We start from the raw sequence: 19,918 nt of genomic DNA on the forward strand, positions 1-19,918 counted from the left end.
ACGACCATTGTGGTCTACCGGAGACAAAACTGGACTAGACATAATTACTGGTTTCCTGGTTCTCGCCCCACGCGATCAAACGGACTTGCTCTTTCCCCGTGGTACCGTCCCAGCCTGACACGTAGGGGAACGGCGCGCAGCACAACGTCAGTTTCGTTTTTCCAGTCCATGAGGTGGGTACGGGATCCACCACCATTTAGTGTGGAGAGTCGCTCATCAAGGAGCTGAAGCTTTCTAGCTAATTCCATTTGACAAGGATATCCCCGATCTTCCCGTCCCAATATTGGCGAAAACGCCTACTCATGATGGTCAATCAAGGTTGGTCGGTGGCCCGCTGCCTAGCTTCACTAGGCGTTGCCTGGTGCCTCCAGAGCCCTTTCCAGAGTCACAGATCAAGTACCCGCTTGACCGTGGAAGGGTGCCACCGGCCACCCTTGGCCGTCTTGATGCCTTCGGCCTCCAGCCGGTCGGCGACCCCATTCTCATCCAGTTGATATGTCAATTCAAAGGGAGGTGCCCCACCGTTAGGTGAGGCGCCTCCCTTGGGGTTGCGTGGGTGGTTTCGTTGTTGGACCCCTGTCCACAGGTGCACGGCAAAAGATTCTGTCCTTCGGTCTTTTCCCGCACACAGGATTGACAGCGGGACCCAGGGGGCGGCTGTACACAACCCACACGTCACCCTGATATTGGAGTTGTCGACGCCAACCGAAAATTGGGCCACTTTTGCCGTTTGAAAATGGGGCCACGGTGTGTGGTTTTATTGTGCCAGAGTTTGTGGATTGAGCCGGCCTTGGAGCCGGTAGCTGTTGCCGGAGAGATTGATGACTTCTGCATGGTGGACGATTCGATCGATCATGGCCGATGCGATCGTGGCGTCACCGAAGACGTCGGCCCAACGGCTGAACGCAAGGTTGCTGGTCAGGATCAGAGAGGCCCGTTCGTAGCGGGAGGAGACGAGCTGGAAGAACAGGTTCGCTGAGTCTTGGTCATTGGTGGATACGCGCGCGTATCCGATCAGGAGTCCGGTCATGGTCTTCGAGTGTAGCGTTTAGCCCCCGCCATCACCGGGCATTAAGTCGGGCACCCTATACGGGAATATGAGGCCCGCGGAAAGACGCGGTTTCGAAAATTTCAAAAGTCGTCTGCACATGATCCGGTGGTGGACCGGCTTGCGGGATACTGTTCGGATTTCAACTGTCAGTTTAGATTGACACATATTATCCGTCAGTTTAGACTGACACTATGTCAAAAGAAGACCTATTCGGCAATCTACAAAATACCGACCCCGCCACCGGCCTCCGAGCAGCCGTCGCACTGCGCCGCCTTGCAGAACGAGTTGAAGCCACGCACGTTGAAGCCGCTCGTGCTTCGGGATGGTCGTGGGAACAGATCGCCGATGCCCTAGGTGTCTCACGCCAGTCAGCTCACATGAAACACGGAAAAAAGAAAGAGACAGACGATGTTTGAACGATTCGCTCCGAGTGCCCGTGAAACCGTCACCAGTGCCGTCCAAGAGGCACAGATGCGAGGGGACCGCCGAGTTGGCACAGATCACCTCTTTATTGGAATGCTCCACGACCAAGAAATCGTCGAAGCCCTTGGCGTGACGCTCCAACGCGCCCGCGACGTCGACGCTGACCTCGATTCGACCGCGCTTCGCGCCATTGGCCTCAACCTCTCCGGCGCTGCGTCTACTTGGTCAACACCCCCCAAGATGTTGAGAACCCCCTTCAGCACCGGGGCGAAGAACGTCATGAAGTCAGCGCTGGCCACAGCTGCTACTAGTCACTCGCGCACCATCAAAGTCCACCACATCGCCCTGGCTCTATTGAGCCTCAAAGTTCCCGATCCCGCCGCAGCACTAGCAGCCGGACTCGGGATCAACCCTACAGAGGCAATCGCGAAGCTGACACGTTCGGAAGCTGCCTAACCGCCCGGTAGAGGGTTCCTTACACGGAGCTAGGCGCACGCAACCACCCCGACTCCCCGGTTGATTTGGGCCATTGCCGGGAGTCGTGAGGTGCTGCATCTTCTGACCCAGGGCTTCCATGAGTGGACCATCAAGGGGCTAAGGAGAAGCTATGCCCGAGAATAATCGGTCGAGAGGTCAAGGGCGGGTGAATGCTCAACTGTTCTGGGGTGTCGTGGGCGTCCTTTCCCAGCTGGTGTTCACGTGTGGGTGGCTGATCACCCAGACTTGGCAGGGCCCGGCCTACAGCACGATCAAGAATTCGATCAGCGACATGCAGGCGGCCACGGCACCCCATGCCTGGTTTCCCATCGCCTGCTTTGCGGCGGGCGCCCTCGGCACGTTCGGATTTGTGTTATTTGGGTTGCGCCCGTCGCTGAAGGCGGCCGACAAGGAGGGTGCGCATGCACCATGGATGGTGGGAATCGGCGTGCTGCTGCTGGGCAACTCGTTCCCGCAGATTCCGTGCCGGCTCAGCGACACCGGCTGCACGGCGACCACCCAGCTCCTCGGCCCGGGCGGGCTGGCCGATGCCATCCTTGCCACCGTGGGGTTCCTTGCCCTAATCGCCGCCCCCGGTCCGATGTGGCAGCGAATGGCCGTCCTGCCGGAGTGGGCGAGAATGAAACCGATTATGCTTGCCGCCCGCGTCTCATTGCCAACGGCATACGGGTTTCTCGCCCTGGCCTATGGCGTGAACATGTGGCAGGGACTGGCGGAGCGCATCCTTGTCACAGCATGCATGGTGTGGTTAGCCTGCCTCGCCGGGTACGTCGTGGCACTTTCCAAGCGCCGCCGCCCGCAGCCTCCTCTGCCCACAGGGTGTAAGTGACAACAGCGGACCCCAGAAGGTCCCAGGCACGGCTACCTAGGGGTGGACATAATGTGAAAAAGCAGAATAACCGACTCTACGAAGGTACGAGGGCAGAGAATCATTAGACCGCAGATTATCGCTGTGCGGGAACCGGCCAAGTTCCGCTCAGGGTTCCCTTGCGGAACGGCGAAGACCGCCAATCCAAGCTGCGACATAACCGCTATTTGAAGTTATACAGTCACAGCTGAGGCCATTGCGTCGAATATGTATCTTTTAGAAACGGCCTCCATAGTGTCTGCTGCCCCGATCAATCTGGTCGCGTGATTCCCTGAGTTCCCTTGCAACGTCAGCATCTCTGACATCGATGTCGTCCTTGGACCTGTCGAAAATTCGGGAGGACCGAAACAAGACCGGTAGCAGACACAAAATGAAAATCCCGGCGACGATCAAAATTGAAACGATATCCATTGGCTATATTTCCCCTGCGTTTGCAGCCAGCTGACCACTCGGGTTTAGCTTTTCGCGATCCTAATCACCGAGACTACCCCGGGCTTCGGTTGACGAACGTAGATGTCGTCCATTTCAGAATCCAGCCTGCATACAAGGTGACAAACACCCGTCCCAGCTAGGGCTCCCTTGCGGCGCGGCCGTCATCGGTGGTCTCAACGGGCAAAGATCCAATACTGGACAGGGACGATGCTTCGCATACGATTACACGCATTTCAGCGATAGTTCCCGATCAGACCGAGGTCAGTGGAGTTTCGATATCTCATCAACCGGAACATAGAAACTAACCTCGCCGGTTTCAGCATTAACACGGGCCTTCAGCTTGATCTTGCCCAGCATTCGACGCCCTGCAGAGATCTCGACCGGGTACGACGAGGCTGCATAAACGTCGCAATCTTCAATGAATTTATCCATGGCGCAAACCTAACAGCTCAAGACAATCCCAGTGAGGGTTCCCCAGTGGAACTAGATGTATCCAGGGTTTCCGCCGTTACCTTCGTTGCCTCCTAAACGTCGTTTGTCGTACCGATTGGTCCCGGCTTAGCGCCTAATGCTGGTTCCCTGCAGTCCAGATTTCCTGCCATCGCAGGCAGGAAATCTGCACAGATCGGGGCTTGACAACATCATTGAGATTCCTTATGACCGCAGGTCCGGGCCATTTTTCAGACTTGGCTCTTTCCTCTAATGTGTCAGCTGGCTAGACTGGCGTGGTCGCAGAGCCTGTGTTCGTCTTGATGTGTTTTGGATGGTCGGTGAGCTGATCGCAGTGGTCAAGACGTTGGCGGGGAAGGAATGCGGAGGAGTGTCCGGGATGATAAACCGGAAACGAGGCCGGCAGACAGATAGGCACAGCCATGACCGAGGATAAGCCGCCGTTCCCGCCCTTTACACGTGAGACCGCGACGCAGAAAGTCCGGGCCGGTGAAGACGGCTGGAACGGGCGCGATCCGGTAAAGGTGGCGTCCGCATATACGGTCGATAGCTGGTGGCGCAACCGCTCGGAATTCGTTGAGGGGCGCGACGCCATCATCGCTTTCCTTACCCGTAAGTGGGAGCGCGAACTCGAATATCGGCTGATCAAAGAGATGTGGGCGTTCGATGGAAACCGCATTGCTGTGCGCTTCGCCTACGAATATCACGATCCAGAAGGTGCGTGGTTCCGTGCCTATGGCAACGAGAACTGGCACTTTGATGAGCACGGCCTCATGCGGTGGCGGCATGCGAGCATTAACGACTTGCCGATTAAGGAATCTGACCGAAAGTTCCACTGGGATCCCAGCGGGCCCCGGCCACTTGACCATCCGGACTTGAGTGACTTCGGATTTTAGTCTGTCTTTTCGATGCGATCTGCCCCCGCCGACGAAAGCATTGACAGCCAGATAATCAAAGAATTGGGTGGCCCTATCAGAGCGTGTCTAATAATCCGTCGCCATACGGCGCTAAAACCCTGAACCTTACATAATCTTTACTATCGTCGCGTAGCCAGCGGATTCTTTGCGAAGCCGAGATCACCAGTGGTCTTGGATTGACCGGGGTGTAAGCCGACCGTTCTCAGCCCAGCAACGAGCAGAGGATCCTCTCTCCTCGTTGCTACTCGAATCTGTCCATTTGTGGCAGGTACGTCGCCAATCTGCGTCAGGTGCCACATCTCGGGACCGAAGCGGGCCCTCCGGATTTTGGTCTCCGGGCGATGCCTGTCTCCAGGAAATGCAAAAGCGGCGCTCCCCGCTAAAGGGGAGCGCCGCCGTCGTGCCTCAACTTGCCGACAGAACTGGGCCGGCACGCGGGGATTAGTGCTCGGTATCCGCAAAGCGCTTGATCGAAGCCTCCAGCTCGGCCTCTGCTGCTGCGCGGTCGGCCCAACCTTCGGCCTTGACCCACTTGCCCGGTTCCAGATCCTTGTAGCGGGTGAAGAAGTGCTCGATCTCCTTGATCAGGAACTCGTCAACGTCGGTGAGTTCCTGGATGTGGTCAAAGCGCTTGTCGTCAACGACGCACAAAACCTTGGCGTCTCCACCGGACTCGTCGGTCATGTTGAACACGGCGATGGGGCGGGCATCCACCACCACGCCGGGGTGCAGGTCAAAGTCCTGCAGGAGCACCATGGCGTCCAGCGGGTCGCCGTCTTCGCCGAGGGTGTCATCGAAGAATCCGTAGTGCGTGGGGTAGGCCATGGACGTGAACAGCACGCGGTCCAGGCGGACGCGGCCGGTCTCATGGTCAACTTCGTATTTGACGCGTGATCCGCGGGGGATCTCGATGGTGACGTCGTGCTTCATCGTTATGCTCCTCATGATGTTTAGTGCGCGGCCGGACAGGGCTGCACTCGATAGTTCCGTCTAGTATGAGGATATAGGCGCTTTCGTTGCGCTAAAAACCCGCCTGATGCCCCAGGCGTAGTATTTCCCTGACTCTCCTGCCGATTGTTGCGTGCAGGGTCCGCATATTTCAAAGGACTTGCCTGTTTTATGGGATGCACGTCAAAGGTTGTGACGAGCGGGCTGCTTATTTGCGCCCTGGCCGCCGTCAGCGTCCCCGTGGGATTTCATCTGGTTCCGGCTTTCCTACCCAAGGACCCTGCTGCCGTCGCCGTGCTGCCTGCTGCCCAGCAACCGCCAACAACCCTGGCCGGGATCTCGGGCGTGACACCGCTGATCGACACCACGCCAATGCCTGACGCCGCCAAGCTCACCACCGAGTTGGAAAATGCCCTCGCGTTCGACGGCGAAGGCACGTTCAGCATGTACGTTGCCGACGCACTCACCGGGAAGGAGCTGTTTTCCCAAGACGGCGGTTCAGCTCGGACCCCGGCCTCCAACTTGAAGCTGCTTACCGCCAGTGCCGCATTGAAGACTCTGGGGTCCGGCACACGTTTCAGCACCAAGGCTGTTGCCGGTGACGGCAGTAACGAGATTGTGCTGCTGGCCGGTGGCGACTCCATGCTCTCGGCAGGGGAGAGCGAACCTCATTCGGCCATGGGGCATGCAGGACTTGCCGACCTCGCCCGCAACACTGCCCAAGCACTCGCAACCGCCGGGAGCAAGGGCCCTTTCAGCATCAGTATTGACGACGCCTTATTCACAGGCCCTGCGCTCAACCCAAGATGGGCCGTGGAGGATGTGGCCGCCGGAGAAATCGCACCGATTTTCCCCATGGCGATGCACGCGGGCCGGACGAGCCCCGGTGTCATGACTGGTCCGCGCCCGCAGGATTCAGCACTTGCGGTGGCGGAGGCTTTCGCAGACGCACTGGACGATGCAGGGGTGGCTACAACCGGGACCATTATCCGTGCGGAAGCGCCTGCCGCAACCCAAGGCGCTGCCAAGGGGAAGCCTGGAACTGTGCTGGCAACCGTGGAATCAGCCACCGTCGCCGAACAAATCGGGTACATGCTGGCCGAGTCGGACAGTTACAGTGCCGAAGTTCTGGGCCGCATGGTCGCGGTGAAGCTGGGTCGACCAGCCGACAACACCAACGCGGTAGCTGCGGTGCGCGAGGTTCTGGGCGGGTTGGGGCTGCCCATGGAAACCATCACCACCACCGACAATTGCGGGCTGGCCGCAGACAACCAAATCAGCCCCCGGCAGCTCGTGCAACTGTTCTCGATATTGCTCGCCGACCCGGGGGCCGACATTGGCCAAGTGCTCCCCGCGCTGGCTATTGCCGGGCTCAGGGGCACCTTGGAGGACCGCTTTATACACGGCGCCGAGATTGGCGCGGCCGGACTGGTGCACGCCAAGACCGGCACGCTCAACCAAGTCTCGGCGCTGTCCGGCTATGTGATTAATTCCCATGGCAGACTGCTGATCTTTTCGGTCCTGGGCAACGGACTGACAGGAGGCGGCGTTGCCGCCCGTCCCGTTCTTGATGCTGCTGCCAGCGTGTTGGCGTTGAGCTGAGAACACTTCAGCTGACGGCGTCAGCGGGCTGTCAGCGATATGTGATCTGATGGAAGCATGACCAAGCAGAGCAGTTCCGCAGCCACCACACGAACCTCGTCAAACATGGTCAATTGGGAACTTGCCGCCCGCACCGCGGCAAATCTTGCACCTGCCGGGCCAGCCCTGTCGGGTACGGAAATTTCCGCTGCCGTGGAAAACCTGCACCTCATGGCGGAGCGGTCGGTACCCCATGTGCACGAAATCAGCCGGCTCGAGGCTGCCCGGGACCTGCACGACTCCCAGGTGCTGGTTGTGGACAGGGCCTCCTGGGCAAAAGCCAATACGCAGAGCTTCGCGGTGATGATGGACCCCATTTTGCAGGCCCTCACCGCCAAACAGTCTGCCACGCTTGGTGCCCGCGGCTCCGTTAACACGCCTGCTCCCGGCAGCGCAGGCGCCGCCTTTGGCGCTACGGTCACAGGTGCCCAGCTCGGTGGTGCCTTGGCGTTTCTATCCAGCAAGGTCCTGGGCCAATACGACCCCTTTGCTGCGCTGGCCCCTACCCGGGCATCCCAGTCGCACACCGCAGGCGGACGGCTTCTGCTCGTGGCCCCCAACATCATCACTGTCGAACGTGAGCTGAAGGTTGACCCGGCGGACTTCCGCCTGTGGGTGTGTCTCCACGAACAGACCCACCGCGTGCAATTTGCCGCCGCTCCCTGGCTGCGACACCACATGCTGGCCGAGATCGAAAAGCTCGGCGCCCTGCTTGTGGGCGACTCGGAGAACTTCGGCGACCGTCTGCTGCAAACAGCCAAACAGCTGGGCAGCAAGCATGCAAACAACAAGGAAAACAGCGCCGACACCTCCCGCGGAGGTGTCCTGGACCTGCTCCAAGATCCTGAGCAAAAGGCGGCCCTATCCCACCTGACAGCTGTCATGAGCCTCCTTGAAGGTCACGCGAATGTGGTCATGGACGGCGTGGACCAAAGCATTGTTCCCACGGTGCGCACCATCCGCCAGCGTTTCAACAGCAGGGGCAAGGACCGCGGGATTATTGAAAAGTTCATTCGAAACCTCATGGGTCTTGACGCCAAAATGCGCCAGTACAGTGACGGTGCCAAATTTGTCCGCGACGCTGTGGACGTGGTGGGCATGGACGGCTTCAACAATGTCTGGACCAAGGCTGAGAACCTGCCCACCGAGATAGAAATCCACAACGCACGGCTCTGGGTGGAACGGATGGGTCTGTAAGTGGGGCAGGAAACTGCCCCCGGGCGGCCCCGCCGCCGCCTTGACCCGACGGTAGGGAAGGCCCGCGCCATGGTGGGGAACCTGCTCGGGCTGAAAACCACGGGCAAGAATCGGGTGGTGGAAAATCCGCCGCTGATCCTTGTCGGCTGCAGTGGTGGCCCTGATTCCCTGGCACTGGCCGCCGTCTGCGCCTTTTTCGCCCGGCGCGGTGAGGTTCGGGTCGGTGCCGTGGTTGTTGACCACCAGATGCAAGATGGCAGCGCAGCGGTGGCGCAAGCCGCCGCCGCACAGCTGCGTTCGTTGGGGCTCAGCCCTGTGGTGGTCCGTACCGTTGATCTGGAGGACGACGGCGTTGGCCCGGAAGCTGCGGCCCGAGCGGCGCGCTTTGCCGCGCTTGATGCGACGGCGCTGGAGCTCGGTGCCCGGAATGTGCTGCTTGGCCACACCCTTGACGATCAAGCCGAATCGGTGCTGTTGGGCTTGGCACGCGGGTCCGGCACCCGCTCCCTTGCCGGCATGCGCGAACGCCGTGGCATATACCTGCGCCCTTTCCTGCGGTTGCGCCGCGATGAGACATTGGCCATATGTGACGCTCTTGAGTTGGAACCCTGGCACGACCCAACCAACCAGGACAACACCTACCTGCGGGTTCGGGTCAGGCAAAACGTCCTGCCGTTCCTGGGCCGCGAATTGGGCCCGGGCATTGCCGAATCGTTGGCCCGCTCGGCCAGCATCCTGGGCCACGATGCTGATTGTCTAGACCAGCTCGCCGCCGCTGAATACGAGAAACTGGCTGAACGTTCCACCGGAAATTCTGCCGCGAACTCCGCCGAAAATACAGCAGAAAATGGTGCGGAAACCAGCGCCGTGAACACTGCACCGCCGGAGATTGCGCTCGCCGAAGACGCACTGAGGGGACTCCCGCCTGCGCTGAGGATGCGAGTGTTGGCGCTGGCCGCCGTCGAACTTGGAGGGGTGCAGCCAAGCCTTGAAAGGCTCGCATCAGCAGAAAACCTGCTCGCTCGAACGGGTTCGGCAGGGCCCGTGCAACTTGCCGGGAAAGTCAGCGTCTGGCGGATTTCCCGAAATCAAGTTGTTCCCCAAGAGGGCCGCAGCTATGGGAAGCTTGTCCTTAGACGCAGCACGTAGGCGCCAAACAGCATTTCAACCAGTACCAACCTTCACAAACAGGAGCCATGGGTGGATTCACAAGACGTCCAAGCCGATTTAAAGCACGTTCTGTATACCAAGGAAGAAATCCAGACGCGCGTCGCCGAACTGGCCGCGCAAATTGATGCCGACTATGAAGGCCGCGACGTTCTGCTCGTCGGTGTACTCAAGGGCGCTGTCATGGTTATGGCGGACCTTTCCCGGGCCCTGCACAGCCACGTCACCATGGACTGGATGGCAGTATCCTCCTACGGTTCCGGCACCCAGTCCTCTGGCGTTGTACGGATCCTGAAGGACCTTGAAACAGATTTGATGGGCAAGCACGTGCTCATTGTCGAGGACATCATCGACTCAGGCTTGACGCTGTCTTGGCTGCGCGCAAACCTGATGTCGCGAGGACCGGCATCGGTGGAAATCTGCACCCTGTTGCGCAAGCCCGCAGCGGCCAAGGTCGAAATTGACGTCAAGTACGTCGGCTACGAGATCCCGAGTGAATTTGTTGTTGGCTACGGCCTCGACTTCGACGAGAAGTACCGCAACTTGGACTTCATCGGCACCCTGGCCCCGCACATTTACGAGTAGTACCCGCCCGGACGCAGCGGCGCTGGAATCGCCGTGGTCGGCATTTTTCCGGCGACTATCCGCCCCGTCGGCCGCTAACGGCCTTTGGGGTCTCCTTTACGTCGCCTACAAAAAATACCGTCCACGGCGCAGGCCTCGCGTTCAATGCGTCATCTTGGGGAAATCCGTTATGCCCTCAGGGAACTAAAGGTCAGTCCCGTACGTGTAGCAAGGCGAACGGTGTAATGCTATTACCCGGGGGCGTGCGGCATGCGTCCTGTACAGGTTTGAATTGGTTGAGCGGGAGGGACGAGGCCTGGCCTCGAACACATGAAAGTCAAAAAACTCTTCAAGGGTCCATTTGTATGGATCATTGTGGTGGTTGTGCTCATTGGAGCCGGCCTTTTCACCTTGACCGGGACGGGTACCAGTCGCATCGGCACCTCGGAAGCCCTGGGGCTGCTCAACAGTGACAAGGTTGTATCAGCCAAGATCTTTGGCTCCGAAGGCCGCGTGGACATGGTCCTGAAGGACGACTACACAAGCCCCGAGGGTCAAAAGGCGGGCAAGAACGTCGAGTTTTTCTTTGGCGGCTACCGCGCAACGACCATGGTCGACGCCATTGACAATGCCAAGCTGAAGTTCTTCGATGACCAGCCAGCCTCCAATAACTTCTGGTCCAGCATCTTCTCGCTGCTGATCCCATTTGTGCTGATCGGGCTCATTTTCTGGTTCCTGTTCTCCCGCATGCAAGGCGGTGGCAACAAGGTCATGCAGTTTGGCAAGTCCAAGGCCAAGCTGCTGACCAAGGACCACCCGCAGGTGACGTTCAATGACGTGGCTGGCGCGGATGAGGCCGTTGAGGAACTCCACGAAATCAAGGACTTCCTGCAGAACCCGGCCAAGTTCACGGCCGTCGGGGCGAAGATCCCCAAGGGTGTGCTGCTGTACGGCCCTCCCGGCACAGGCAAGACACTGCTGGCCCGCGCCGTCGCAGGTGAGGCCGACGTGCCGTTCTACTCCATCTCCGGTTCCGACTTTGTCGAAATGTTCGTCGGTGTGGGCGCCTCCCGCGTCCGCGATCTGTTCGAGCAGGCCAAGGCGAATTCCCCGGCCATCATTTTTGTTGACGAGATCGACGCCGTCGGCCGTCACCGCGGTGCCGGCATTGGCGGCGGCAACGACGAACGCGAGCAGACCCTCAACCAGCTGCTCGTGGAAATGGATGGTTTTGACGTCAAAACCAACGTCATCCTGATCGCCGCGACCAACCGACCGGACGTTCTTGACCCGGCACTGCTGCGCCCCGGCCGCTTCGACCGCCAAATCCCGGTGGAAGCCCCCGATCGTCTGGGCCGCCAGCAGATCCTAGAAGTGCACGCCAAGGGAAAGCCCATGGCGCCAGGCGTTGACCTGAACGCCGTCGCCAAGAAGACGCCCGGCTACACCGGCGCCGACCTGGCCAACGTACTCAACGAAGCAGCATTGTTGACAGCACGCTCCAACGCCCAGCTCATTGATGACCGTGCACTGGACGAGTCGATTGACCGCGTCATGGCCGGTCCGCAGAAGCGCACCCGCGTCATGAAGGAACTTGAGCGCAAGATCACCGCGTACCACGAGGGCGGGCACGCGCTGGTGGCTGCGGCCATGCACAACACGGCCCCCGTCACGAAGATCACCATCCTGCCCCGTGGCCGCGCCTTGGGGTACACCATGGTGGTTCCAGAGGATGACAAGTACTCGATCACCCGCAACGAACTCCTTGACCAGATGGCCTACGCCATGGGTGGACGCGTTGCCGAGGAAATCGTGTTCCATGACCCCTCCACCGGTGCCTCCAACGACATTGAGAAGGCCACTGGCACTGCCCGCGCCATGGTCACCCAGTACGGCATGAGCGAGCGCATCGGCGCCGTTAAGCTTGGTGCTGCCGCTGGCGAACCCTTCCTCGGCGCCAGTACCGGGCACGACAGGGACTACTCGGAATCCGTCGCTGCGGTGGTGGATGAAGAGGTGCGCAAGCTCATCGACCAAGCCCATGACGATGCCTATGAGGCGCTCATCGTGAACCGCGACATCCTGGACCGCCTGGCCTTGGAACTGCTTGAGCGCGAAACGTTGAACCAGGCGGAGATTGCAGAAATCTTCGTCGGGTTGCGCCGTCCCGCCCAGCGCAAGGTCTGGCTCTCAAAGGAGAGCCGTCCGGTCTCTGACCTGCCTCCTGTCATCACGGACAAGGAGCGGCGCGAGGCTGCTGAGGCAGGGAAGCCTGCTCCGGAAAATATTGATCCCCAGGACCAACTTGCCAGTGCCAGCTTGGGCGGGGAACTGGACGCTCCGGGCGCCCAGCCTGGCCTCGACTTGGGCAAGGGTGAGGCCCCGCAGCTGCCCGGCCAACAATAATCGAAAGATAGGATTGGCACCGTGACTGATTACGACGAAGAAGCCGGATTGGGGCAGGGCAGCACTTCAGGTGACGCCCGTTCGGCACAGGAGCCGCTAGTGGACCTGCCGCGCATTGAGGCGGCGGTCCGCGAGATCCTGCTGGCCATAGGCGAGGACCCTGATCGCAGCGGGCTGGTTGACACGCCGAAGCGCGTGGCGAAGGCTTACAAAGAAGTTTTTTCCGGCCTCCACGAAGACCCGGCAGCCGTATTAGGTGTCACCTTTGATATTGCCCACGAAGAAATGGTCCTGGTCAAGGACATCCCGTTCTATTCAACATGTGAACATCACCTGGTGCCGTTCCATGGCTTCGCGCACGTTGGCTACATCCCGTCAGAGGACGGGATGGTCACAGGACTGAGCAAGCTGGCGCGACTGGTGGATATTTTCGCCAAGCGCCCGCAGGTGCAGGAACGGCTCACCAGCCAGGTCGCCGATGCCTTGATGAAGCATCTGAGACCTCGAGGCGCCATTGTTGTCATCGAGTGTGAACACATGTGCATGTCCATGAGGGGCGTGCGCAAACCAGGGGCCAAAACAGTCACAAGTGCTGTGCGTGGTCTGCTTCACGAGCCTGCAACACGGGCCGAAGCCATGAGCTTGATTCTCGGAAGGTAACAAACACACCATGGATTCCCTCGCTGCAGCACCCGGAACAGGCCCCGCCACGTCACCCCTGCCCGTCCTTCGGGCGCGCAAGTCGATGGCCCGCTTTGAAACCCTGCCCAAAGACCGCACAGTTGTCATGGGGATCTTGAATTGCACTCCCGACTCCTTCAGTGATGGTGGCGAGTACGATTCCACCGAAACGGCCATTGCCCACGGGTTGCGCATGTTCTACGGCGGGGCAGACATCATCGACGTCGGCGGAGAATCCACGCGCCCAGGTGCCGAGTACGTTGACGAAGCTGAAGAGCAGCGGCGCATCCTGCCGGTTATTTCGACCTTGGCCAAGGCTGGTGCGCTGGTTAGCATTGACACCCGCCATGCCTCCACAGCTGCTTTGGCGATCGATGCAGGTGCCGGGCTGGTCAACGACGTCTCCGGCGCCAACGTCCACCCCGACATGATTGCCCTGGTTGCTGAGCGCAAGGTTCCGTATGTGTTGATGCACAGCCGCGGTGACTCACGCTCCATGGACTCGTTGACGCAGTACACGGACGTGGTTCAGGAAGTGGTGAGCGAGCTTGCCCAGGTGCGTGAGAGGTTCTACGCAGCAGGAGTTTTGCCGGAAAACCTGATTCTTGATCCCGGCATCGGTTTCTCCAAGAATGCCGATCAAAACTGGGAGTTGCTGGCAAACCTCTACCAGGTCTCTGACATGGGCAACAAGATTTTGGTGGGGACCTCACGCAAACGCTTCCTTGGCTCATTGTTGACAAGTGCGGGCAAGGCCGCCGCCCCCAAGGAACGTGACGACGCAACCTCTGCCACTACGGCTCTCATCGCTGCCCAGGGCGTGTGGGGTGTTCGGGTGCACGACGTCGGCGCGAGCCTTGATGCTGCCAAGGTTGCGGCCAGGCTGTTGCTGGGCAAGAAAAACCGCGATGCCCGGTTGTTGGCTGCACAGGGTGACGAACTGACCGGACAGGACGCGTAGTGAGCCAACCGGACCTGATCACGCTCAAGGGCGTTACTGCGATTGGTTACCACGGCGTGTTTGCGCACGAAAAACGTGATGGCCAGCCGTTCATCACCGACGCGGTTCTGCACCTTAATGTGGGCGCCGCTGCCGCAACTGACGATCTGGCACTAACGGTAAACTACGGCGCCGTGGCGGAGACCATCGTGTCCATGGTGACTGGCGAAGCTTTTGACCTGATCGAAACACTGAGTGTTCGCATGGCGGAGAAGATTCTGGCGGACTACCCCGTACTGGAAGCCGTGGAGGTGACGGTTCACAAACCCAAGGCGCCCATCCAGGTGCCATTTGGCGATGTGAGCATCACCATTTTCAGGTCCCGTGAAAACGTGTGTGCAGCGTGAGTGTGGCACGCCCGTTGAACCGGGCCATTCTGGCATTGGGAAGCAATCTTGGTGAGCGGGAAGGGACGTTGCAAAGCGCAGTGGCCGAGTTGGTGGATTGCCCTGAAGTGCGCTTGCAGAACGTCTCCCCGGTCATCACCACAAAACCTGTGGGCGGTCCCGTGGGGCAGCCGGACTTCCTGAACATGGTCATTGCCGTGGATACGACATTCTCAGCCATGGAGCTTTTACAGCATTGCCAATCCGTGGAGCAGGCGCACCACAGGACACGGGCCGTTCGCTGGGGGGCCCGCACCCTGGATGTTGACATCATTGTTTACGGGTCTGTTGTCAGTGATGACCCTGTCTTGACACTGCCGCACCCACGTGCCGCGGAACGCGCCTTTGTGCTGTACCCGTGGTCGCTCATGGACGCACACGCCACCTTGGCCGGCAAATCGGTGTCCGAGTTAGCCGCGGCCGCAGCTGACATGGCAGGCATCAGCCACATTCAAGATGTGCCGTTGCCGCAAGCACCGTAAAGACGCTCCAAGAACTACGGGGTGCGGCAATTCCAAACTGGTAAAAAACCAGTACGGTTGAATATGTAATCCCACTTCGAATCGATGAGGCAGCAATGAAAAGCACAATGCGGACCGTCAGGCCTGCATGGTTGGCTGCCGTGGTCATTGGCACGGCCGCCATCGGGTGGGTGGCCACCGAGCTCACCTCCCGCGGCAGGCTTGCCCTGCCGGTTCTTCCGTTCAGTTCCTTGATCACCATGGGGCTGATAGCTGTTGTCTGCCTGGTGCTAGGACTGAAGGTCCGCCGGTGGCGTGACGGCAAGCGGGACAAAATCCTTGACCCGCTTTTGGCTGCCCGCACGGTGGTGCTGGCCCAAGCCTGCGCGTACGCTGGCGCCGTGCTGTTCGGCTGGCACGTGGGGATCCTGCTGGACCAAATCCCCACCATCGCCCTGCGCACTGACCTTGGAGTGATCTGGCAGATGGTTGCTCTCATGGCAGGAGGTGTGGTCATGGTGGTGGTGGGCGTCGTTGTGGAACGTTTTTGCAAGCTGCCGCCGGAAGACAACGAACCCACCACTAAACCGCGGACCAAGCGTGAAGGCCATGGGGAGGAAGAATTTGCGTAGGCAACACAGCAGCGCCATCGACCCCGGGGACGTGGTGTTCCTGCGCGTATCGGAGAAGCTCATCACAGCACGATTCATTGAACGCGGACTGACGGGGCTGATCTTTCTAGCCATCACCATCGTGCCCCTCGTCCTGCGGCTCACGGGCGTGTGGAGCGGCTACCCCGCATGGCTCGCCTGGGGCCTGCCAGCCGTCGTCGTACTTTCCATCATGTGGGAAATGATCCTCATCCCGCGTCAAGTGCGGGCCATCGGCTACGCAGAGCGCGACGACGACTTGCTGATCCGCGGCGGCATCATGTTCCACCGCGTCATGGTGGTCCCGTATGGACGCATGCAATACGTCGACGTCACGATGGGCCCGCTGGAGCGCATGCTGGGGCTGAGCACCATCCACCTGCACACGGCATCACCCGGCACGAACGCAATGCTCAACGGGCTGCCGGCTGCCGAAGCTGCACGATTGCGCGAACAACTGTCAGCCCGCGGTGAGGCGAAATTGGCCGGCCTGTGAAGGATGAACCCGTGAACGCGGATATGGTCCAAGAGCAGTCCGGCGCCAGTGTGGGCTTTCACACCGACGACGAACATACCTGGCACCGCGTGCACCCGGTCTCCCCGCTGGTCCGTGGCTGGGTCGCCGTGGCCGCCGTGGTGTTCATCTTTGGCCGCAACTCCCTTGAAAGCGTCTTTTCCGGCGGCTGGGATGGCAACCCCGGTTCCCTGGCGCAGACCGCAGGCGCCCCGGCACTGGTGATCCTCGCAGTGGTGGGCGCCGCCGTCGTCATTTTTGGGCTGGCCTTTTTCCTGTCCTGGCGATTCACCCGGTATCAGGTCACCGACGAGCACGTGCACATCAACTCGGGTGTCGTGTTCAGGCAACAGCGCAGGGCCCGCATCGACAGGGTTCAGGCCATTGACGTGGTTCAGCCGCTGGTTGCGCGCGTTTTTGGTCTTGCCGAGCTGAAGTTTGAAGTGGCCGACGGCGGGAAGTCGGCGCTGAAGCTCTCCTTCCTTAAGCTGGGGGAGGCACAGCGGCTGCGGGCAGCCATTCTTGCCAGAGCGTCGGGGGCCGTAGCTGACCCAGCCTCCCCGGGGCAGGTGCACGAGGCGCCGGAAACGCATGTCCTGGCGCTGAAACCGGGCCGGATCATTGCTGCGGCGTTCTTAGGCAGTACAACGATTTTTGCCCTGTGTGTGGTTGTTGCCGGAGTGGTGGCGGTGCGCTGGAGCGGGGAGCCAGCCATCCTGGTGGCAGGGGTTCCGATTTTTATCGGCATTGGGGCCGGATACTGGAAGGCCATCACGGGCGACTTCAACTTTCGTGTGGCCGTTTCCCCCGACGGCGTGCGGCTGTACTACGGCATGCTCGAGACCCGCGCGCAGACCATCCCCCCTGGAAGAGTCCAAGCGGTGGGTATCAGCCAGGGCCCATTGTGGCGACTCCTTGGCTGGTACCGGGTCCACATCAATGTGGCAGGGTACGGCGCGGATTCCTCCGGTCATGGGTCCCGCACCGTGCTGCTTCCGGTGGGCACGCTCGATGAAGTCATGGCCGTGTTGGGCCTTGTCTTCCCGGATCCCGGAGTGGAAAACCCGTTTGCCGTGTTTATCGCAGGGCTGCGTGGCCCCGGGAACGCGGAAGGATTCGTCCACTCACCGCGCTCGGCTCGGTGGATCGACCCCCTGGCCTGGCGCCACAATGCCTTCCGCGCTACCGATACGGCCCTGCTCTGCCGACACGGCGTAATTTTCCGCAACCTTCAGGTGGTGCCCCATGAACGCACCCAGTCGCTGAGACTGCGCCAAGGGCCGCTGATGGCCGCTTTGGGATTGGTGGACTTCGAACTACATTCAACCGCAGGACCCGTGCGCCCGCTGGTGCACCACTTATCCGTGGAGAACGGGAAGCAGCTGTTCGCTGAACAAGCCGCACGCGCCGCCACGGCCCGCCGTATCCACCGCAAGGAAAAATGGCTGGCGCCGGACGCTGGCCCCGTAATCGAGCCTGCCACTGCGGTGATCGATCCTGTCCAGACCTCGCAACAACAACCCACACAGGAGCAAGATCATGGCGATTAAGCCGGGCCGACTGGGTATCGGAATTATTGGTGCCGGCAAGGTCGGTGCCGTCCTTGGTGCCGCCCTGCGCGCGTGCGGGCACGCCGTCGTCGGGGTTTCCGCCGTCTCCGAGGCCTCCAGGGAACGTGCTGAGCTCCTGCTGCCGGGAGTTCCCGTCCTTGAAGTGTCGGACATTGTGGAAAGGGCCGAACTGGTCCTTCTTGCCGTCCCGGATGACGTGTTGTCTGAGTTGGTCTCCGGGCTGGGCTCGATGGGCGCGTGGCAGGTGGGACAGTTGGTGGCCCACACCTCCGGGCGCTTCGGTACCGGCGTGCTGGCCCCGGTCAAGGCTGCTGGGGGAATTCCGCTGGCCCTGCACCCCGCCATGACGTTCACCGGCATGAGCCTCGATTTGTCCCGGCTCACCGACTGCTGCTTCGGCGTCACGGCCGAGCCTGCCATGCTGCCCATTGCCCAAGCCTTGGTGGTGGAGATGGGCGCGGAACCGGTGGTCATTGCGGAGGCCGACCGTGTCCTGTACCACGCGGCCCTGGCCCATTCCGCAAACCACCTCGTCACACTCGTGGCGCAGGCAGCTCAAATCCTGGGCGACATTGGCGTGGAATCACCCCACCAAGTGCTGGGCCCACTGCTGCGCGCCTCCTTGGAAAACGCGCTCACGTCGGGGGAGTCGGCACTCACAGGCCCGGTGGCCCGCGGTGATGCAGGCACGGTGGCCGCCCATTCCGCTGCCCTGCGCGAGCACTCCCTGGACACGGGGTCTGCAGATGTCCTTGAAGCCTACTTGGCCATGTCAGCGGCAACTGCCACCCGGGCTGCGCGCCGCAGGATGCTTTCCGCCGAGGCATACCTGAGTGTTCAGGCCGCCCTGGCCAACGACGACGGCGAAGCCCCCCTGGAGTCCGGCGGCGCCTAAAATTGATCTAGTTTAGGCGACGGAGTGCGTGACAAGACCAAAGAGAGCGGAAGACCATGAGCATTGCACTGGTGAGCACCATTGCCGAGCTGCAGGCTGCAACGGCGGCCTTGCTGCGCCAGCGTGCCGGACAGGAGACGGTCCCCGAGGAAGCCGCCAGCCAGCGGAAACCCGCCGGGACCTTGGGACTGGTCCCCACGATGGGTGCCCTCCACGCCGGGCACGCTGAGCTTGCCCGGACCGCCGTCGCAGAGAACTCCGTGGTGGTGGCCACCGTCTTCATCAACCCGCTGCAATTCGGTGACCCTGCGGACTTGGCCCGCTACCCCCGCACCACTGAGGCGGATTTGGCCCTACTGGAGCAGGCTGGCGTCGATTTCATGTTTGCTCCTGATGTGGCGCAAATGTACCCGAACGGAGAGCCGTCAGTCAGGATCACGGCCGGCAAGGCGGGCGAAATGTTTGAGGGTGCCTCCCGTCCGGGACATTTTGACGGGGCCTTGACCATCGTCGCCAAACTGCTGCACGTCGGCATGCCGGAGACTGGATTGGCTGCGCCCGACACTGCCGGACGACCCTCCTACCGGGCCTACTTCGGCCAGAAGGACGCCCAACAACTGGCCTTGGTCCGTGCCATGGTGGCGGAGCTGAACTTTCCAGTGGAAATTGTGGCCGTGCCGATCGTCCGCGACGAAGACGGCCTGGCGCTGTCCAGCCGCAACCGCTTCCTGTCCGCCGAGGAGCGCGAGTCCGCCCTTGTTCTTTCCCGTGCCCTGCGGCTGCTCAAGCGGCGTGCGGATGCCCATGAACCCCTCGACACGGCCTCAGCTGAAGAGCTTGTGCGCAGCGCCCCCGGCGTGGAACTGGACTACCTGGAAGTGGTGGACCCGCGAACACTGGCCGTACGGGCTGAAAACTGCCAGGACACTCCCTTCACCGGCGAAGCGTTGGTGCTGATCGCGGCGAAGGTGGGGCCGGTGCGCCTCATCGACAACATGCTGCTCGGCTAGCGCCGCAGGAAGTCTGGAGCTGCGCTTGGTTAACTTCTATTGGTGCGCCATAACAGCCACCGCGAAAATTGTCAAGCTGTGTTGAGTCACTTGGCTAGTTTTTGTGGTGTTTGTGGTTTGGGTAGGTTGATGCCGACGTGTTTGGCGGGGGCTGGTGTGGTGGGTGGCCGGCGGAATCTTTCGGGGTG

At 60.8% G+C, this 19,918-nt stretch carries 21 protein-coding genes and 1 pseudogene; 18 read left to right on the forward strand and 4 right to left on the reverse strand.

The window, feature by feature from the left end:
- Positions 1 to 385: 385 nt before the first annotated feature.
- Complete coding sequence (locus JMA46_RS15695; RefSeq protein ID WP_207346286.1) at positions 386 to 592, reverse strand: recombinase family protein; 207 nt, start codon at positions 590 to 592, stop codon at positions 386 to 388.
- 165 nt (positions 593 to 757) lie between these two features.
- Positions 758 to 988 (reverse strand): annotated as a pseudogene (locus JMA46_RS15700) (ATP-binding protein); the annotation flags it as partial.
- 254 nt (positions 989 to 1,242) lie between these two features.
- Here JMA46_RS15700 and JMA46_RS15705 point away from each other — a divergent pair.
- The 3 genes from JMA46_RS15705 (at position 1,243) to JMA46_RS15715 (ending at position 2,801) form a co-directional block, all read left to right on the forward strand.
- On the forward strand, positions 1,243 to 1,467 hold the full coding sequence (locus tag JMA46_RS15705; protein WP_207346287.1) for a helix-turn-helix domain-containing protein: 225 nt from the start codon (positions 1,243 to 1,245) through the stop codon (positions 1,465 to 1,467).
- Positions 1,460 to 1,930, forward strand: coding sequence for a Clp protease N-terminal domain-containing protein (locus JMA46_RS15710; protein WP_207346288.1), 471 nt, complete (start codon positions 1,460 to 1,462; stop codon positions 1,928 to 1,930). Before JMA46_RS15705 ends, JMA46_RS15710 begins: the two co-directional genes overlap by 8 nt.
- A 151-nt stretch (positions 1,931 to 2,081) precedes the next feature.
- Positions 2,082 to 2,801 carry a DUF998 domain-containing protein gene (locus JMA46_RS15715; RefSeq protein WP_207346289.1) on the forward strand — a complete coding sequence of 240 codons (720 nt, stop codon included), beginning with the start codon at positions 2,082 to 2,084 and terminating at the stop codon, positions 2,799 to 2,801.
- A gap of 732 nt (positions 2,802 to 3,533) precedes the next feature.
- Here the strand turns inward: JMA46_RS15715 and JMA46_RS15720 are convergent.
- Positions 3,534 to 3,704: a hypothetical protein gene (locus tag JMA46_RS15720; protein ID WP_170133046.1), complete on the reverse strand. Its 171-nt coding sequence runs from the start codon at positions 3,702 to 3,704 to the stop codon at positions 3,534 to 3,536.
- Positions 3,705 to 4,144: 440 nt separating this feature from the next.
- Between JMA46_RS15720 and JMA46_RS15725 the strand changes: the two genes are divergently transcribed.
- Entirely contained in the window at positions 4,145 to 4,618 is a 474-nt protein-coding gene (locus tag JMA46_RS15725; RefSeq protein ID WP_207346290.1) for a nuclear transport factor 2 family protein, read from the forward strand.
- A gap of 462 nt (positions 4,619 to 5,080) precedes the next feature.
- Here the strand turns inward: JMA46_RS15725 and JMA46_RS15730 are convergent, their stop codons facing one another.
- Positions 5,081 to 5,569 carry an inorganic diphosphatase gene (locus tag JMA46_RS15730; RefSeq protein ID WP_207346300.1) on the reverse strand — a complete coding sequence of 163 codons (489 nt, stop codon included), beginning with the start codon at positions 5,567 to 5,569 and terminating at the stop codon, positions 5,081 to 5,083.
- A gap of 189 nt (positions 5,570 to 5,758) precedes the next feature.
- Here JMA46_RS15730 and JMA46_RS15735 point away from each other — a divergent pair, with 189 nt between their 5' ends.
- The 14 genes from JMA46_RS15735 (at position 5,759) to panC (ending at position 19,730) form a co-directional block, all read left to right on the forward strand.
- On the forward strand, positions 5,759 to 7,189 hold the full coding sequence (locus JMA46_RS15735) for a D-alanyl-D-alanine carboxypeptidase (protein WP_207346291.1): 1,431 nt from the start codon (positions 5,759 to 5,761) through the stop codon (positions 7,187 to 7,189).
- 57 nt (positions 7,190 to 7,246) lie between these two features.
- On the forward strand, positions 7,247 to 8,425 hold the full coding sequence (locus tag JMA46_RS15740) for a zinc-dependent metalloprotease (RefSeq protein ID WP_207346292.1): 1,179 nt from the start codon (positions 7,247 to 7,249) through the stop codon (positions 8,423 to 8,425).
- A complete protein-coding gene (tilS, locus tag JMA46_RS15745) occupies positions 8,426 to 9,574 on the forward strand; it encodes a tRNA lysidine(34) synthetase TilS (RefSeq protein ID WP_348770195.1) in 1,149 nt (382 codons plus the stop codon).
- A gap of 51 nt (positions 9,575 to 9,625) precedes the next feature.
- The gene (gene hpt, locus JMA46_RS15750; RefSeq protein ID WP_207346293.1) at positions 9,626 to 10,177 is read left to right on the forward strand and encodes a hypoxanthine phosphoribosyltransferase; all 552 of its coding nucleotides are present in this window, start codon (positions 9,626 to 9,628) and stop codon (positions 10,175 to 10,177) included.
- Positions 10,178 to 10,486: 309 nt separating this feature from the next.
- Entirely contained in the window at positions 10,487 to 12,562 is a 2,076-nt protein-coding gene (gene ftsH / locus JMA46_RS15755; RefSeq protein WP_207346294.1) for an ATP-dependent zinc metalloprotease FtsH, read from the forward strand.
- Between the two features lie 99 nt (positions 12,563 to 12,661).
- Positions 12,662 to 13,222 (forward strand): GTP cyclohydrolase I FolE, encoded by a 561-nt coding sequence (gene folE / locus JMA46_RS15760; RefSeq protein ID WP_207346302.1) that lies wholly within the window; start codon positions 12,662 to 12,664, stop codon positions 13,220 to 13,222.
- A gap of 10 nt (positions 13,223 to 13,232) precedes the next feature.
- On the forward strand, positions 13,233 to 14,204 hold the full coding sequence (folP, locus tag JMA46_RS15765; RefSeq protein ID WP_207346295.1) for a dihydropteroate synthase: 972 nt from the start codon (positions 13,233 to 13,235) through the stop codon (positions 14,202 to 14,204).
- Positions 14,204 to 14,590 carry a dihydroneopterin aldolase gene (gene folB / locus JMA46_RS15770; protein WP_207346296.1) on the forward strand — a complete coding sequence of 129 codons (387 nt, stop codon included), beginning with the start codon at positions 14,204 to 14,206 and terminating at the stop codon, positions 14,588 to 14,590. Before folP ends, folB begins: the two co-directional genes overlap by 1 nt.
- A 2-nt stretch (positions 14,591 to 14,592) precedes the next feature.
- A complete protein-coding gene (gene folK / locus JMA46_RS15775; protein ID WP_207346303.1) occupies positions 14,593 to 15,111 on the forward strand; it encodes a 2-amino-4-hydroxy-6-hydroxymethyldihydropteridine diphosphokinase in 519 nt (172 codons plus the stop codon).
- A gap of 95 nt (positions 15,112 to 15,206) precedes the next feature.
- Positions 15,207 to 15,722, forward strand: a complete 516-nt coding sequence (locus tag JMA46_RS15780) for a DUF3180 domain-containing protein (protein ID WP_247647372.1) — start codon at positions 15,207 to 15,209, stop codon at positions 15,720 to 15,722.
- The gene (locus JMA46_RS15785; RefSeq protein ID WP_247647373.1) at positions 15,715 to 16,236 is read left to right on the forward strand and encodes a PH domain-containing protein; all 522 of its coding nucleotides are present in this window, start codon (positions 15,715 to 15,717) and stop codon (positions 16,234 to 16,236) included. The genes JMA46_RS15780 and JMA46_RS15785 overlap by 8 nt, the downstream gene beginning before the upstream one ends.
- Before the next feature lie 11 nt (positions 16,237 to 16,247).
- Positions 16,248 to 17,804, forward strand: a complete 1,557-nt coding sequence (locus JMA46_RS15790) for a PH domain-containing protein (protein WP_348770196.1) — start codon at positions 16,248 to 16,250, stop codon at positions 17,802 to 17,804.
- Positions 17,794 to 18,720, forward strand: a complete 927-nt coding sequence (locus tag JMA46_RS15795) for a DUF2520 domain-containing protein (protein WP_207346298.1) — start codon at positions 17,794 to 17,796, stop codon at positions 18,718 to 18,720. The genes JMA46_RS15790 and JMA46_RS15795 overlap by 11 nt, the downstream gene beginning before the upstream one ends.
- Before the next feature lie 56 nt (positions 18,721 to 18,776).
- Positions 18,777 to 19,730, forward strand: a complete 954-nt coding sequence (gene panC, locus JMA46_RS15800) for a pantoate--beta-alanine ligase (protein ID WP_207346299.1) — start codon at positions 18,777 to 18,779, stop codon at positions 19,728 to 19,730.
- The last annotated feature ends 188 nt before the right edge of the window (positions 19,731 to 19,918 follow it).

The organism is Arthrobacter sp. E3 (genome assembly GCF_017353415.1).
Classification (GTDB): domain Bacteria; phylum Actinomycetota; class Actinomycetes; order Actinomycetales; family Micrococcaceae; genus Specibacter.

Coding starts and splice junctions, on each gene's coding strand:
- JMA46_RS15705 (WP_207346287.1), top strand. CDS start 1,243: ATGTCAAAAGAAGACCTATTCGGCAATCTACAAAATACCGACCCCGCC.
- JMA46_RS15710 (WP_207346288.1), top strand. CDS start 1,460: ATGTTTGAACGATTCGCTCCGAGTGCCCGTGAAACCGTCACCAGTGCC.
- JMA46_RS15715 (WP_207346289.1), top strand. CDS start 2,082: ATGCCCGAGAATAATCGGTCGAGAGGTCAAGGGCGGGTGAATGCTCAA.
- JMA46_RS15720 (WP_170133046.1), bottom strand. CDS start 3,704: ATGGATAAATTCATTGAAGATTGCGACGTTTATGCAGCCTCGTCGTAC.
- JMA46_RS15725 (WP_207346290.1), top strand. CDS start 4,145: ATGACCGAGGATAAGCCGCCGTTCCCGCCCTTTACACGTGAGACCGCG.
- JMA46_RS15730 (WP_207346300.1), bottom strand. CDS start 5,569: ATGAAGCACGACGTCACCATCGAGATCCCCCGCGGATCACGCGTCAAA.
- JMA46_RS15735 (WP_207346291.1), top strand. CDS start 5,759: ATGGGATGCACGTCAAAGGTTGTGACGAGCGGGCTGCTTATTTGCGCC.
- JMA46_RS15740 (WP_207346292.1), top strand. CDS start 7,247: ATGACCAAGCAGAGCAGTTCCGCAGCCACCACACGAACCTCGTCAAAC.
- ftsH (WP_207346294.1), top strand. CDS start 10,487: ATGAAAGTCAAAAAACTCTTCAAGGGTCCATTTGTATGGATCATTGTG.
- folP (WP_207346295.1), top strand. CDS start 13,233: ATGGATTCCCTCGCTGCAGCACCCGGAACAGGCCCCGCCACGTCACCC.
- JMA46_RS15780 (WP_247647372.1), top strand. CDS start 15,207: ATGAAAAGCACAATGCGGACCGTCAGGCCTGCATGGTTGGCTGCCGTG.
- JMA46_RS15795 (WP_207346298.1), top strand. CDS start 17,794: ATGGCGATTAAGCCGGGCCGACTGGGTATCGGAATTATTGGTGCCGGC.
- panC (WP_207346299.1), top strand. CDS start 18,777: ATGAGCATTGCACTGGTGAGCACCATTGCCGAGCTGCAGGCTGCAACG.